This is a genomic window from Nitrospira japonica (genome assembly GCF_900169565.1).
Taxonomy (GTDB): domain Bacteria; phylum Nitrospirota; class Nitrospiria; order Nitrospirales; family Nitrospiraceae; genus Nitrospira_C; species Nitrospira_C japonica_A.
On record NZ_LT828648.1, the window covers coordinates 3197631 to 3212633 of the forward strand.

Annotated in this window: 14 protein-coding genes and 1 other RNA gene; 11 read left to right on the top strand and 4 right to left on the bottom strand. The window is 57.9% G+C overall.

The genetic code is table 11. The features are described 5' to 3' along the window. Nucleotides 1-81 precede the first annotated feature (81 nt). Entirely contained in the window at nt 82-1425 is a 1344-nt protein-coding gene (locus NSJP_RS15225) for an alginate export family protein (protein WP_172834375.1), read from the bottom strand. Nucleotides 1426-2472: 1047 nt separating this feature from the next. Continuing rightward, complete coding sequence (locus tag NSJP_RS15230; RefSeq protein WP_080887716.1) at nt 2473-2778, bottom strand: DUF5132 domain-containing protein; 306 nt, start codon at nt 2776-2778, stop codon at nt 2473-2475. Between the two features lie 304 nt (nt 2779-3082). On the opposite strand from NSJP_RS15230, the gene NSJP_RS15235 reads away from it, so the two are divergent. Next, nucleotides 3083-3451 carry a hypothetical protein gene (locus tag NSJP_RS15235; RefSeq protein ID WP_080887717.1) on the top strand — a complete coding sequence of 123 codons (369 nt, stop codon included), beginning with the start codon at nt 3083-3085 and terminating at the stop codon, nt 3449-3451. 84 nt (nt 3452-3535) lie between these two features. Here NSJP_RS15235 and NSJP_RS15240 read toward each other — a convergent pair whose 3' ends face one another. Further along, nucleotides 3536-4261 carry a hypothetical protein gene (locus NSJP_RS15240; RefSeq protein ID WP_080887718.1) on the bottom strand — a complete coding sequence of 242 codons (726 nt, stop codon included), beginning with the start codon at nt 4259-4261 and terminating at the stop codon, nt 3536-3538. A gap of 968 nt (nt 4262-5229) precedes the next feature. Between NSJP_RS15240 and NSJP_RS15245 the strand changes: the two genes are divergently transcribed. The 3 genes from NSJP_RS15245 (at nt 5230) to NSJP_RS15255 (ending at nt 7723) form a co-directional block, all read left to right on the top strand. Continuing rightward, nucleotides 5230-5964 (top strand): SIMPL domain-containing protein, encoded by a 735-nt coding sequence (locus NSJP_RS15245; protein WP_172834376.1) that lies wholly within the window; start codon nt 5230-5232, stop codon nt 5962-5964. 132 nt (nt 5965-6096) lie between these two features. Further along, a complete protein-coding gene (locus tag NSJP_RS15250) occupies nt 6097-6630 on the top strand; it encodes a hypothetical protein (protein ID WP_080887720.1) in 534 nt (177 codons plus the stop codon). Nucleotides 6631-6754: 124 nt separating this feature from the next. After that, nucleotides 6755-7723, top strand: coding sequence for an aldo/keto reductase (locus tag NSJP_RS15255; RefSeq protein ID WP_080887721.1), 969 nt, complete (start codon nt 6755-6757; stop codon nt 7721-7723). 18 nt (nt 7724-7741) lie between these two features. On the opposite strand, the gene NSJP_RS15260 is transcribed toward NSJP_RS15255, so the two are convergent. Continuing rightward, the gene (locus NSJP_RS15260) at nt 7742-9301 is read right to left on the bottom strand and encodes a DUF4403 family protein (protein WP_080887722.1); all 1560 of its coding nucleotides are present in this window, start codon (nt 9299-9301) and stop codon (nt 7742-7744) included. Between the two features lie 413 nt (nt 9302-9714). Here NSJP_RS15260 and ssrS point away from each other — a divergent pair. The 7 genes from ssrS to NSJP_RS15290 all read left to right on the top strand — a co-directional run bounded on the left by ssrS (nt 9715) and on the right by NSJP_RS15290 (nt 14948). After that, a non-coding RNA gene (gene ssrS, locus NSJP_RS20255) (6S RNA) lies at nt 9715-9789 on the top strand. A gap of 277 nt (nt 9790-10066) precedes the next feature. Then, the gene (locus NSJP_RS15265; RefSeq protein ID WP_231989398.1) at nt 10067-12139 is read left to right on the top strand and encodes a DNA topoisomerase VI subunit B; all 2073 of its coding nucleotides are present in this window, start codon (nt 10067-10069) and stop codon (nt 12137-12139) included. 3 nt (nt 12140-12142) lie between these two features. After that, nucleotides 12143-13249, top strand: a complete 1107-nt coding sequence (locus tag NSJP_RS15270) for a DNA topoisomerase IV subunit A (protein ID WP_080887723.1) — start codon at nt 12143-12145, stop codon at nt 13247-13249. A 113-nt stretch (nt 13250-13362) separates the two neighbouring features. Next, nucleotides 13363-13719 (top strand): hypothetical protein, encoded by a 357-nt coding sequence (locus NSJP_RS15275; protein ID WP_080887724.1) that lies wholly within the window; start codon nt 13363-13365, stop codon nt 13717-13719. After that, entirely contained in the window at nt 13716-14042 is a 327-nt protein-coding gene (locus NSJP_RS15280; RefSeq protein ID WP_155970288.1) for a hypothetical protein, read from the top strand. The genes NSJP_RS15275 and NSJP_RS15280 overlap by 4 nt, the downstream gene beginning before the upstream one ends. Further along, nucleotides 14014-14580 (top strand): peroxiredoxin, encoded by a 567-nt coding sequence (locus NSJP_RS15285; protein WP_080887726.1) that lies wholly within the window; start codon nt 14014-14016, stop codon nt 14578-14580. Before NSJP_RS15280 ends, NSJP_RS15285 begins: the two co-directional genes overlap by 29 nt. A 101-nt stretch (nt 14581-14681) precedes the next feature. Next, nucleotides 14682-14948: a glutaredoxin family protein gene (locus NSJP_RS15290; RefSeq protein WP_080887727.1), complete on the top strand. Its 267-nt coding sequence runs from the start codon at nt 14682-14684 to the stop codon at nt 14946-14948. Nucleotides 14949-15003 lie beyond the last annotated feature (55 nt).

Genomic DNA, 15003 nt, shown 5'->3' on the forward strand with positions numbered 1-15003 from the left:
CATAAGGCTGGCCCTATCCCATGGAAACCATGAACAACGCCCTTGCTCAAGATGGTCTCTCCAGGACCGGAACAGCGTCACTTAAAAGATAAGCCGCACTGACAAAAACATGTAGCTGGCATTTTTGTCGTTAGGCGAGCCAGCCACCCCCTGGCTGAGAAGATTGGAGTAATAGCTTCCTTTGATGAGATAGAGCCATCCTCCCTCCACGATGAGATTGGGACCGGCCGTCCAGGCCAAGCGCGTGTCGAGATCCGACCCCAGAGAAGTACCGGCCTGTCCGGTCTGGTCTTGCAGATCGGCGCCCTGGAATTCGTCTTTGGCCTGCGCCAAGAACCAAAACCGCTGTTTGAAAGAGGCGCGAAGATTGTTCACCGGTTGCACCGATAGGACATACCCCGGTGAGTTGATATTCGACCGCTTGAACAGCCCCCAAATTCCCGTCGGAGTGAAGGAAAATCCATAGGTGCCGAAGAGCGGGTCAAAGCGGCCATTCTGATTGTCGTTCGGATTCTTATCGCCGCTGGCATAGTCATATTCAAGGCGAATGGCCGGTTTCCACCGAACGTTGAACGTGTAGCCGAATTCTCCATGCTGAAAGAATGAGAACGTCGTCAGGGGAGGGCCGCCGGGCTGGAGCGCCGATTGGCCGAACTGATAGGCTGATTCGATCTCGTAATCGAACGCCCCGGCCGCCTCCGGCTGGAACAGCCGAAACCCCATGGTCGTGAGATGCGGGCGCCGGCCTGTGGTGATTTGTTCCTGGGAACGACCGTTGATGCCCTGCCCCTCGGCGGTTTGGGTCAGCGTAAAGGTATAGAGCTCGGTATGGAGCCAGGGCCTGCGCTGATTGAGGTATGACAGTCCAAAGAAGTTTGTATGCGAATCCAGCGTGTCGGGGGAGGTCTGCTGATTTTTGACCGGACGCATGGCGAACGCCCGCACTTGCCAGTCGGTGGCTTTTCCCCACGACCAGTGGGCGCCAACAAACGAATATGGGACATTGCTGTAGAAGCTTCGCGCAATCAGCCGGCTCTTTCCAAACGCTTGGGTAAACTTGCCGATCTGCAGTTCGGTCGGCTGACCTGATCCCAGAAAATTATCTGACCACAGACTGCCATAGAGCTGAAGCATGTCGTTCCGATTCTCCATGTTGCCGCTGACGATCACACCGTAGTTGTACAACGGGCGCGCGTCCAGAAACTCCGCGTGGAATTTAAACGGCTTATAGCGCATCTCCATGTTCACGTCCGTGCGTTCCGAGAATTGCGCCCCGCCGGTCGTCTCATTCTTCTTGACCGGCTGACTGTAGGACTCATAGCGGGTCCGGAAATCAACGCTCAGATGGAGCCAGTCCGGGACGTGGAGCGCCTGATCAAGATGGAATTGCGATTGAGGGAGGCGTACAGGCGACCCATCCGACATCACGATGTCGTGGAGCCGTTGCACAAGAGGGCCGAACCGCGGTGATTCTTCTTCGGATGGCGACGATTCTAAAATTCGTGCAGAGTTCTCGCTCGGCGGATTCGCCGGAGAGTTCTCTTCAGCCCATGCCGCCTGAACCGTGAGCGTGCTGCAGAGAAGGAGGAAGCGCAGAAGGTAACGGAGGACCATGCTGAACGCCCTGTCACGCGGCAATCACAGCCATACGCCTGCCGCACCAACAAACACTCATATTCCTTGTTCTATACCGACCTACCGGTGGAAAGGTGCCGCTCGGTTGTGATCATCGAGATGGCCATACACAATTGGCGACTTGGTTATAGTATTCCTCGACTTTATTCAACTCGTATCACCGTAGGGTCCGGAGTTCGAATCCAGGCCATCTTCGTGTCGCTGACCGTACTCGGGAACCTCTGTCGTAGAGAGAAAGAAGGGAACAGGCTGACAGATAAAGGAGGCGGGTGGGGGACAGTTTGTATCAATTGGTGGATAAACCGTCCCCATAGAGCAATTTTTACGTGTTAAGGCTAAAGAATGAGGTGGCACTGGATTTGCTTTTCTCATGTACTTGGTACGTTGTTATGTCAGACTCGATCAAAGAGTAACGAAGGAGGATCAAGCATGCAGAGTTTAGCGTTTGTACTCTCCATCATGGGTTTTGGACTTGAACTCGCCGCATTTCTTCTGACGGTTTCCGTCTTATAGAGCCTGACAGGCGCGATGTGGGCGCCTATTCGTGGTGCCCGCATGAATTCCACAACAGAAGGCCATTCATGTTCATCTCAGAGCATGAGTGGCCCTTCTTGCTTCCAATGACATCACGAGTTCCGCTTGTGGGATCTTCTAGGCCGCGCCCTTGGCTAATGACCAGGTGTACCGGAGCTTGCCATAGCTAAGGTATCTTGAGGAAGTAAGCTAGTTCACAATCGCGGATGAATGGTGAGTACGAGTTCCGTAAGGGACGAAGCCAATCGAAGGGTAGGGACATACGAGGGCGGGGTTAGCCTGTATGCCTATGTCAGAGATGGATCATCGAGACCCTCTAATCGGTACACGCGTCTTGCGCCGACGACGGCTCTGATCGCCGTTCTTTTCGACTTCCCCGTTCGCTTCTTCTACTGGTGAAGCTTCCGCTTTTGCTGACGCCTCTTCTGCAGGAGGCTGACTGCTCTGTTGAGCCAGATCTGCTCTGGCTTCGGCGACGATATCTTTAAACTTCTCACCGGCCTCCAAGGCAACCTCGGATACTGTATCAAACAGGTAGATCCCCCCTTTGATCAATTCCTTGGCCAAAGGACGCAACGTCGCTCCTATACCTGAAAGAATATCAGCCATCGGTGTCTTTCCTCTCCTTGGAGACTCGTCGGTCTCTTATTTCAATGCCTCGAACAGCCACATTCGGCCCTCCGGCGCATGAGCATGAGCTGATCGTATGAGGTCTTGGAAGCCTAATTGCCAGATCTGGGCGGTCATTTTGAACGAACAAACCTTTTGCGGTCAATCCCCAGAGTTTATTCAGACTGCCGGATAGCCGTGCAACATCCGCTCAAGGCCTGCTCACAATGCGAAGACTAATTTACAAACCGATTGAATTTCAGCTAGAGTACTCCATCTTCGTGGTCTCTCTAGGAGGTGAACGATGCAGGAAGGCACAGCTGGGACGATTGACACAGATCGGACCGAATCAACCTCTTGGACCGACTCGGTTGCCCCGGGCGGCAACAGCGTGCTCAGGACGGTGGAGGACGGCGTCAACTCGGCTGGCCACGCCACGTGGGAATTTTTTCATCACCTCCCCGGTCACGGAGCGGTTATTGGCGGGGCAATGGGTCTCGGCGCTGCCATGGTCGTTGGCGTCGCTGAATTAGCGACGGCGTGCTTTGCAGGCTATGTCAGCTACCGCATTTTCGCGTATGGTGAATCGCTATGCGAGGCCATTGAAAACGCCATCAAGTTTGAATCCGGCAAACTCGACAAGGAAGAAATCGACAAGCCCATCCCGGATTGAGCCAGCGTATCCATCACCCGCCACAATCCGACGAGAAATCGTCCGCCAGACCCTGGTTTCTCCCTCGTGCGATTCAAAACATCTCTAGTGCTTCATCGTCGGCAGGTTGAACTGTGTCCCGTTCAGCACCGCATATGCGGTACCCGGCCACACGAAATGCCGGCCTTCCGGTGCGTGGATTTGAATGCCGGTGAACAGGCCATAGTCGCTTCGCATGGGATCGACAGTGAGTCGAATCATCCGTTCGAGCTCCTCGACGATGACCGCATGGGCAATTCTGGTCAAAGAGAGCAGATTCGGAACCTCGCCGTACTTGAGCTTGCGCAAAAGATGTTGCTTGAGAATACTCTGCTCCAAGTCGTCGGGATCGAGCGCCAATTCGAGAGCCCCGTTCGCAAGTTCGTGGTGAAACGCCACTAAGGCACCGCAGGCATGAGAGACCTTCTGGCGACCTGGTCGGTAATAGTTCCCGAATTCTCCCTGAGCATCGATCGCGATGTGAGGCAGCGCATAATAGGCATATCGCTCTCGGCCATGTTCAATCGGAGCATGTTGCTGAGCGGCTGAGAACCCCGTCTTGCCCAAGGTGAGCATTCCCCCGAGGCTGGAAAACGTGAAGACCTCTCCCCACGTTTTCTCGATAGCTTCCACGAGGGATAAGGCGACCTCATCGCGGCAGACACTGGCGAATGCGATGGTATTCTCCGCCCGAAATCCGTGGCAGTGGAGTGCCTCATGCGACCCGGCAACGAAGCGGTCCTGCGACACAGCCCCGGGAAACTCACGCGCCAGTGATGATTTCCAGCTCATTTCTTGTTCGGGATGGAGTTCATGTGCTGCGATCGATGGTTTCCCGCACAGTAGCCGAAATCACCATGGGATTCCATATGCTTGAACGGCCAATCCATTCTCAAGCCATTTGATCCATCACAGCCACTCAATTCAATTCCCTCGGACGATCACACGATTGAAACGGAAACCCGGGCTGAGGAATAGACCTGAAAAACAGACGTCGCCCACATTGCGGCGAAGCGGCGCGTGCAAGCACTTGCGTCGCTGTCTGAATTAGTAGTACGCTCGCCTCACTGTTCTCCATACTCGCGCCATTCCAAAGAATGACCACGCGATACACGATTCAGGCGCTGCTTCCGGCTCTTCTTTTTCTGCTCTTCGGATGCCACCCGGACCGTCCGATCCCGCAACCGATAATGACCGCCTCTCTTATGACAGAGGAAAACGTGACGCTGTCGGCCGACAGGGTCGTCCACAGGTTCGTACGATAGAGCCGTTTTCTTGCCTCGACCGTATCGAGGACAACAGCGCGTGAAGCCTGCCGATTTGCTTCTTGTCCCCAGCAAAACCCTTAGGCTGTGGATATTGAGGTCTAGGGCCGAATGTCCCGGGCGCCTACCGATAGGGCGCGGGCTGCGGCATGATCCTCGAGCCAAAAATGTGCAACAAATACGGGATTCCTTGATTCGACCACTACAAATAGTGGCACGTCTCCTGAGGCACCTATGCCTAAAAAATAGGCAATTTGATCGATAATGCGTCTAGTGCTCATTTCGCTCACCTATCACAACTACTTGTACACAGCATTATCCACAGAAGATGGGGACTAAGCGTTTTCATGCCGGAGCTGTCGGACTCGGCAACACTGTTCTTGTTTCGTTTTATCATTGCGAATTTACTCACTCGTCACTTCTTGACAGAGGCGGGGAGACGGGCCTAGCCTGCCGCAGTCACGACCTCGACACGTTGCGGAAGAGAGGATGGCCATGCGAGTGCTTGCTTACCTATTCGTGCTGTTGATCATTCCTGGTGCTGTTCAGGCCGGTGGGGGAGCAGGACCGGACATCCCGACTTTGACGGTCAACGGCAACGGTGTCGTGACCGTTCAACCCGACACGGCCTTTGTCACGGTGGGAATGGAAACGGCCGCCAAGTCCTTGTCCGAGGCCCAGCGCCTGAACAGCATGACGATGCAGAAGGTGATGGATCGGTTGCAGCAGCAATTGAAAATCGAAAAAGAGCGTATTCAAACCTCGTCGTTCAACGTCATGCCACAGTACAGGCCTCCGAGCAAACACCCGGTGGATGCACCGGCTGCGGCGCCCGAGATCGTCGGCTATACCGTCAGCAATCGGATTACGGTCGAGATCCGTGATCTGCAGAAAGTGGCCGCAGTGATCGAAGAAACCTCGGCCGCAGGGGCCAACCACTTTCAGGGGCTGCAGTGGGGACTGCGCGACGAGCAGCAGGCACGCCTGCAGGCACTCAAGCTGGCAGCGGGCAAGGCCCGCGAAAAAGCCGCGACCCTGAGCGAAGCGTTGAGTCTCAAACTCGCCCGGTTGATGAACGTGACCGAAGGCGTCCAGTTCATCCGTCCCGCTCCCTATGCAGGCCGCGCCATGATGGCCGCAGACAGCGGTGGAGGAGACATCCCCCTCCTGTCCGGAGAGATGAGAGTCGAGGCGACGGTCACGCTGAGCTACGAAATCAGCAAGGACTAGTGAAGACAAGCGGTACGGTGCGCATTTCGAGCCCACCCGATCATTTCTCCCACTCGTGACACCTGGATGACACAGGCAGTGGCGACAAAAGGAGACGGAGTTAAACCGCCGCCTTGCCAATACGCGTAGATCATGAAAGACGCCGGCTGGCGCGGTTCTTGTACCTTGTTTGAGCTGCATGTCATTTTGTATAGTGGCAGCATCGAGGCAGTATCAAGAACGATCGATGATAAGAATATGATGAAATCGCTCCTTATATTCGCTTCAACCTGCTGCTCGGCCCTGCTGTTGTGGTCAGCCGTGGCCGCCTCGGATTTGGACCGTTCGATGGTGATCGGCGGACACATCGTGCCGCTCGGTCCCGAGACATTTGGGAAACGTTCCGGGCTGATCGGCAATACGGTGCAGCCGGTTCCTGACCAAGGGGCTGCCTCCTCATCCACCCAGGTCTTTCGAGACATTCCCTCGATCAGCGGCAGCTATTCAATCGGCGGTCAGATGTTCTTGCCGTACGTCGGCGCGGGGTTCGGAAACGGATATGCTACTGACTTGGACCGTTCTCTGCACCGGCTTCCGACGATTAGTTCGGACCAGGGATTGCATAATCAATTCGGTCAAAGCGTTGCGCCCAACGAATTTCAGATGGGTATCCGCATCCCCTTCTAAGTCGCCTTTTCTGCCAGTCCCATTCTCGCCAGGATGTCCGATCGATTCGCCACGCGTCGAATAGCCGCGTGCCGCATTGATTCCGTTATGATAGGCTTCCACGGACCATCGGGGAACCACGATCATGCAATACCGTCATCTCGGTCGCTCAGGCGTCAGGGTCAGCCGTCTCTGTCTCGGCACCATGAATTTTGGACCGCAGACGAGCGAGATGGACAGCTTTACCGTGATGGACCGTGCGCTTGAACTCGGCATCAACTTTTTCGATACCGCGAACGTCTACGGATGGAAAACGGGGGAGGGATGGACGGAGCAGATCGTCGGGCGCTGGCTCGCGCAAGGAGGGCGCCGTGACCAGATCGTACTGGCGACGAAAGTGTATGGCCGCATGGGCGACCGGCCGAACGAATCTCGATTGTCGGCCCTTCACATCAAGCGGGCCTGCGAAGCCAGCCTCCGCAGACTCCATACGGACTGCATCGATGTGTATCAGATGCACCACATCGATCGGGACACTCCGTGGGATGAAATCTGGCAGGCCATGGAACAACTGGTGCGGGAAGGGAAGGTGATTTACATCGGCAGCAGTAACTTCGCCGGCTGGCACCTCGCCCAAGCGCAAGAACTGGCCCGCAACCGCCATTTCCTCGGGCTCGTCTCGGAGCAGAGCCTGTACAATCTGACCGAGCGGACGATCGAACTGGAAGTGATTCCGGCCTGTCAGGCGTATGGGATCGGTCTGATTCCCTGGAGTCCGCTTGCACGAGGGCTGTTGGCGGGAGCCCTCGAATCGGCGGCGGCGGGCCGACGAGCCGATCCGGAGGTCCGGAAGGACGTCGATACCCACCGCCACAAACTGGAGACCTATGAGGCGCTCTGTCGCCGGCTCGGGGAACGTCCTGCGGACGTGGCACTCGCCTGGCTGCTTCACCAAGAATCCGTCACGGCTCCGATCATTGGGCCGCGCACGGTGGAGCAATTGAACGAGAGCATCCGGGCACTGGCCCTCACCTTGAACCGCGAGACGTTGAAGCGGCTGGACGAGATCTTTCCCGGTCCCGGCGCTCCCGCGCCGGAAGCCTACGCCTGGTGAGGGCCGATCCGCTGACCATTACGGACGTTCGTCCGGTATCAGCACCGCCTTGGGCGGCTGGCTTTCGACCGGCGGGCCATCAATTGGACGGTCCGTCATTTCGGGGGAAGCCTGCTGCGCCAGCTGATTGACGGGTAATCGGCCGGAGGCGCTGGCCGTACCTTCCAGCACAATATCCGCAACCAGATTGTCACCGGTAGACAGCAGTTGACTCGCTTGCTGCCTGGCCAGGAGCAGATCCATCGTCAGCCCCCCGGCTTTGTGATGACCGCTCAGCGCGGTTTTCATATTGGCCACGCGCTGCGAGAGATCGATGATGGCGGCCTGTTCCAGCCGCGGTCTCAACTCAGCGTCGACGACCTGCCAGTAGCCGGTCTTGATGCCATCCAGGGCGATTTTGGTCTCATCCGCCATCTGGAGATCCGGCATCATGATCGAGCTCCCGTCCGCTTCCAGCCGGGGCGTCGCCCAGTAGTACAAGGTTCCTTCTACATTCCCGCTCGTGACGACGGAAAACAGCGTGCGGCCATTGGCGTCCGCTGCCGTCACCCGTTCGATCATGATCGTCGTCTTGCCGAACGTCGCGGGAAGTTTCATCTCTTGATGGAACAGCCGCTGCTGTAACTGCTGATTCATGAACGCGTAGGGTACCGGCACGCTCAACAGGACGCGGTACGGTTGACCGTCCGGAATCGGCGCCGTGCTGTCCATGCGCACAGGCAGGGGAGACGCACCGGTCTGGAGCTGGCAGGGTGTCTGAAACAATGCCACCGGTGTTTGACGGGCGGCGCCGACGATGGTGGTTTGTTCGGCCGGCCCTTTCATCGACCCAACGATGAAGTCCTTCGCCTTACCGTACAAACACAGTTGTGTCTCGGACGATTTGACGGCCACCGGCTCCTGAAGATGGTCCCAGACGGTCGCGACTGGCACCACGAAGCCGGCCTGCTCCACTGATCGCACGATGTTTTGCTTGACGGCTTCTATCCTCATCAACTCCGCCAATTGCGCTTTCAACGGGGCATTGAACATGTTGCACTTATTGTCGCTTTCAGGTCTGAGGTTGATCGACATCTGAGACTCGCCCAGCGTCACATGCAACCCGTCCGGTTGTTCGCCGAGAAGCAATCGACCGGTACCTTCGATGACCGGATAGACCGGATCGAGCCGGCAGGCCCTGGCGGCATTCGATGCCACTTCTCCGCGATACAACGCCTGATATCTCACCAGACCGTCCTTGATCACGACCTGCGGTTCACCCTCGCGCACGAAGCGCCAGCGATAGGCTTCTTCCAATGGATGATTGATTTCGGTGAACTGCGACGGCAGCGCCGCCTGGATAGTCCGTTGGACCGGAGACAAATCCGCCGTAATAGTGACCGGCAGGAGCGACTCAGGCGCCTGCGCCTGTTTCTGCCGGGGACTGAGCGGCTGAACGGCCGGCGGGGTCTTGCCCAATTGAGGCGGAGGCTGCGGCTTTGAGGAAGTCGGAGGAATCGTATGGCTGCATCCCACCACGAACAGTGTCATCGCGGCGAACACGAACGCGGAAGTCGAGGCGGATGATCTCCCACTCATATAAAAAACCTCCTTGTTGTTATCTCTCGGGCTCTCACCATGTTTCAGGGATGACAGTCGATCGTGCAAGGCATGTACCGATACAGAATGAAGACGATGAAAGAGCCATTGCCCCGCTCTAGATGGAGTTTCCGAAGATTTCCTCCGGCAAAACGCCTCGACACCTCATGACAAGTTGTCCCGTCTATGACGAGAGTTCTCCCGTCTTACGAGGAAGACTAGGACAATCCCTCGTTCAGATTTGCCCGCGCGGCGCTATGGTTTGATAGATTCGTTGAATGAAGGACGATCTTGCGACGGAAGATGTTCGAACATCACATTGATACAGACATTAGTTTGCTTGACGGACCTGAACCCAACGCCTATGGTGCAGAGGTGGGAGGAGTGAACGCCCGGGGGAATATGGTTCAACAGGGGGTCGAGCGCTGAGGATGGTGTGCAAGCCCAGCTCGTACTGGGAAGCCTAAAGTCCTCCCAAGACCTCCGCCGTACCTGCTGACTCTCGGTAGGTGCGTGGCTCCTCCCACCCTAATCAGCCGCTGAAAAGGCTCGCCGGCTACGTTCTCATTCGCTTCCAGCTCGCTGTACCGATAAGAGTACGACTCGCCCGTTTCACTGCCTCGTGGCCGGACGACGTCACTCAGTGCGTCACAGAAAATCTTCAGCGCCGGCGACGTGAGATCGTTCGAATTCGAGGCTCGGCTATTTGCCTCTCCGCATGTTTTGTGGTACCAAGACACAGTGCAATTAATCTTGAGAGGATGAATGGCGAAGCAGACAGCGTCCGCTCCGGTTGTCGGGTCCGCTCCTTCCGCGTCACGATCTCCTGAAGCAGCCGTTCAAAAACAGTCTTCCGCAAAGCCCGCGCAGCAGGTGACGGCGGTCGAGATGGGTGCGCGCCAGCGGGAGATCTCCGTCTCGGAATTTTTCACGAAGAACCGGCATCTGCTCGGCTTCGATAGTCCAAGAAAATCCCTCCTGACCTGCGTGAAGGAAGCCGTCGACAATGCACTCGATGCGAGCGAGGAAGCCGGCATTCTTCCGGACGTCACCGTCCGGCTGGAAGTCGTCCCGACGAACGGCACGACGCCGCCGGCAAGTCAGGCGACACGCTTCCGCATCACCGTCACCGACAATGGCCCCGGCATCGTCCGGCAGCAGATTCCCCGCATTTTCGCGAAGCTGCTCTACGGCTCCAAGTTTCACCGCATGCGCATGAGCCGAGGCCAGCAGGGCATCGGCATCTCCGCCGCGGGCATGTACGGCCAGCTCACGACCGGCAAGCCGGTGAAGATCATCTCGCGCACGGGACCGCGCGCGGCCGCGCACTTTTTCGAGGTGCAGATCGACACGAAGAAGAACGAGCCGCTCGTTCATGAGAACAAGCAGATCGACTGGCATCAGCCTCAGGGCACGGAGGTCACGCTCGAAGTCGAAGGCAAATATCAGAAGGGCCGGGCATCGGTGGACGAGTGGCTCGAGCAGACGTCCATCGCCAATCCGCACGTCAGGCTGATCTACCATACGCCGGAAGGGGAGACGAAGGAGTACCCGAGGACGTATCACGAACTGCCGCCGTCGCCGCGCGAAATCAAGCCGCATCCCTACGGCATCGAGTTCGGCATGTTCCTGAAAATGCTGCAGGACACCAAGAGCCACGGCGTCGCGGGATTCCTGACCAGCGACTTCTGCCGCGTGTCTCCGCAACTCGCCGAAGACATGTGCAAGGCCGCCAAGGTCTCGCCCAATCTGGCGCCGCGCGCCCTCAAGGGACCGGCGGCCGAGGCGCTGTACCGAACCATTCAGGACACGAAGATCATGGCGCCGCCGACGAATTGCATCTCGCCCATCGGCGAGAAGGCCATCCTGTCCGGCCTCTACAAGCAGATCAAGGGCGAATTCTACACGGCGGTCAGCCGGCCGCCCGCCGTCTATCGCGGCAATCCTTTCCTGATCGAAGCAGGTTTGGCCTACGGCAACCGGCCCGTGGATCAAGCGAAGCCGCAACAGCCGGTGCAGCCCAAGGCGGAAGGCGAGGACGAAGAAGAAGACTCCGAACTGGCACGGGTGATCCGCTATGCCAATCGGGTCCCGCTGCTGTATCAGCAGTCGGCCTGCTCCACGTTCAAGGCCGCCCTGAGCACCACATGGAAACATTACGGCGTCTCGCAATCACGCGGTGCATTGCCGGCAGGACCGATGGTCATTTTCGTTCATATGGCCTCGGTGTGGGTGCCCTTCACGAGCGAATCGAAAGAGGCGATCGCCGACTACGATGAGATTCAGAAGGAAATCACGCTGGCTCTCCGCGAGTGCGGCAGACGTCTGGGTCTCTTTCTCCGCCGGCGCGAACGGGCGGCGAGCGAGTTCCGGCGCCGAAATATCTTCGAGCTCTATATCGAAGAGGTCGTCGAGGCCTGCGACCGTCTGAAGGGCGGCACGCTGCCGAAAGCCAAATTGAAGGCTCAACTTCAGAAGATCGCCTCGTCACGCACCGGCGGCGCCAAGACCGACGAGGCCTTGGGCAAGACCGGCGGCGGGCCGGAAGGATTGCCCCATTCGATCATCGTCACGGCGGACGGGGTCGAGGGAGACGTGGTGGTGGCCTCGCCAGTCGAAACCGACGCCGCAGCCGCCCCCGCTGAAACCGACCTGCTCGGCAATGCGCCGGAGGAGGAGACCCCGGCGCGGACTCGTCCGGACAGGATGAAGCCGCCGAAAGCGGGAACCGGCGGAATGAAGAAACGGCCTTCCCCGCAAATACCGCTCTTCGACAAGGCAAAGCCATCGGGGAGGTCGAAGAAGCCGGCTCATCCCGCACCACGGGGAAAGAAATAAGTCATGGCCGCTGAAAGCAAAAAAAAGACGACCGTCGTCGGACGAAAACTGATCGGACTTGCCGACGTCGTGATCGGCGCCGCGGAACGTTCCAAAGATCCGACCTTCTCCATCCCCATTCGCGCGCTGTCCAACGTCTCGTTCAATCCACGCAAGGGGTTGATCGAGATGGGCGACAAGAAACAGGCGCGTTCGTTCTTCAACGTCGGCATGGCCAAGAAGTTCATGCAGACCGTGCTCGTCGCGGACGCCCTGTCCGAACTGCAGCGCGCGGACCTGACCACGTCGCTCAGAGAAATCTACTACCGGACGAAGCACACGATCAAAGACTCGCATGAGAATACGTTCGACACGCAGGACGAGTCGGATCCGGTCATCGAGGATCTGGAAGTCTCCCTGGCCGCCCTGCGCGAAGAACTGCACGTGCGGGCGGAGAACAGCGGCAGCATCGTCGGGCCGGTCGTCTTCGGGGACGACGGCGATCGCGTCGATTGCTCCAAGCTCGGCAAAGGCGGGTACTCAGTGCCCTCGATCGTGGAACCGGAGTACTTGGAGATCCGCCGGTGCACGGCCGACTTCGTGCTGCTCGTCGAGAAGGGAACCCAATGGAACCGGCTGTCGGAAGACAAGTTCTGGCGCCGATATAATTGTGTCTTGTTGACGGGAAACGGCCAGCCGCCTCGTGGCGTGCGCCGGCTTACCAGACGCCTCCATGAAGAATACAAGCTGCCGGTCTATGTCCTGGTCGATAATGACCCGTGGGGCTACTATATTTATTCCGTCGTCAAACAGGGCTCCATCAACCTGGCGTTCGAGAGCCAGCGCATGGCGATTCCGAAAGCCAAGTTCATGGGATTGTCGAGCGCCGACCCCGAACGTTATGAATTACCAAGAAATGTCGGCATTAAGCTGAATGAGAAGGATATCGCCAGAGCCAAGGAACTCATGAACTATCAATGGTTCCAGAAACCGGCCTGGCAGGCTGAAATCAAACGGATGCTCAGCAGCGGGTTGAAGTACGAACTGGACGCCCTGGCCAATAAGGATTTCCAGTATCTCACGAAAAAATATCTCCCGCGGAAACTCAAGGAAAAGGACTGGCTCGACTAGCGGCTTATTTCTTCGGCGTTTTCCAGGCCTCGACTCCATATGAGAATAGCCCTCAACCGTTCCAGGGAATCGCCTAGTGGTACCTCCGAGCTCTCATAGGTTAGTGTTTCTTCATGCGAAACAAGACGAAACCGGTGATCGTCCCGATGATGTTTTTTACCGCTATGACCATCTGTGCATGGTCCGGGCCGAGCTATTCGGCAGACCAGCTTCCACCCGGCGGCTCCGAATCTCCTCCGGGCAACAATCCGGAAACTCGTCCCAAAACACCGCCGCCCGATCTGCCGCCGCCCTCGCGCGATCCGGGGATCGTCAAGCAGCCGGAGACGGTGCCTCATCCAGACTCGGTCGTGGTGCCGCCCGTCGTCGACCCGGGCATGGCCGTCAATCCCGAGCAGCCGCAAGGCACGAAGCCGAACCGACCGCCAGCACGCGACAATCCGCAACACGATCCCGCTCCACGCCGGTGATGACCCAACCGCAAGCGGTACAGAGTCACGTCAAACGGCTGGTCATCACCGGATGCAAGGTGGAACTCATCTTTCGGGTCGAGCAGGGGACTCACTGGAGTGTGCAGGGGATCGTAGAATGCGGAACCGAGGGCAATCGCCGCGAACAGCGGTTCAGCACCGATCGGTTCGATACGATGGAGGCGGCGGAGCAGGAGGCCCTGCGTCAAGCGGAACATCTCCTCGGACATAACGAAGACCGCAGCACGTCGCGGACAAAAAATTGGAATGAGACTACCCAACCCGGAGGCCGAAATGCCGATGATCGGACAGTTGATTCCTGACGCTACGTTCACCTGTTACCATCAAGACCAGATCCAAGAAATCAATCTGCAATCCTACCGGGGCCGGTGGGTCGTGCTGGTGTTCTACCCCGGCGACTTCACCTTCATTTGTCCGACCGAATTGGAAGATCTTGGAACGCTCCATGCCGAATTTCAGAAGTTGGACGCCGAGGTATTGGGCGTCAGCACGGATTCCGTCTATGTCCATAAGGCCTGGAGGGACGTCTCCCAAGCCGTGAGAGACCTTCCGTTTCCGTTGGTGGCCGACGCCGGCGGGCGTCTGGCTCGTGCGCTGGGAATCTACCTCCCTCAGGAAGGCGTTGCCTTGCGCGGCAGTTTCATTTTTGATCCGGACGGCAAGCTTTGCGTCTTCGAGGTCCATCACAACTCGGTCGGCCGCAACATGCACGAGTTGCTCCGCAAGGTACAAGCCGCCGCCTTCGTGCGAGAGAACGGAGGAGTGGAGGTGTGCCCGGCCGGCTGGAGGCCGGGAGATCGCACGCTGAAACCCGGCCTCGACCTCGTGGGAAAGATCTGAGAAAAGGACGCGACGGCAACGCATTTCCGGCAGATTGAAACGACGGCCAGGCGTGTCGTGCCTTGAACCTGGTTTTGGCCGGATGTTACAATCCGCACGCTATGCCGAACATCACCTTGCTCGTCTCTCCCAGTTGCGGCGCTTGTCCATCGGCGAAGAGCCTGTGGAAACAGTTGCGCGTGAAGTACAGCTTTTCCTATCGCGAAGTGGACATCACCACACCGGATGGTCAGGAGTTGGCCGGCCGCCATGCGGTGCGGGCAGTCCCTGCCACCATCATCGACGGCCGATTGACGTTCGTCGGCGTGCCCAGTCGAGAGAGCGCGGAGAAGGCCCTGCAGCTCAAGATGCGGCCGCGGGAAGGTTAAGCCGCGATCGGCACATGCCGGACATCCTGACGACTGTCGATACCCGACGCGTTCC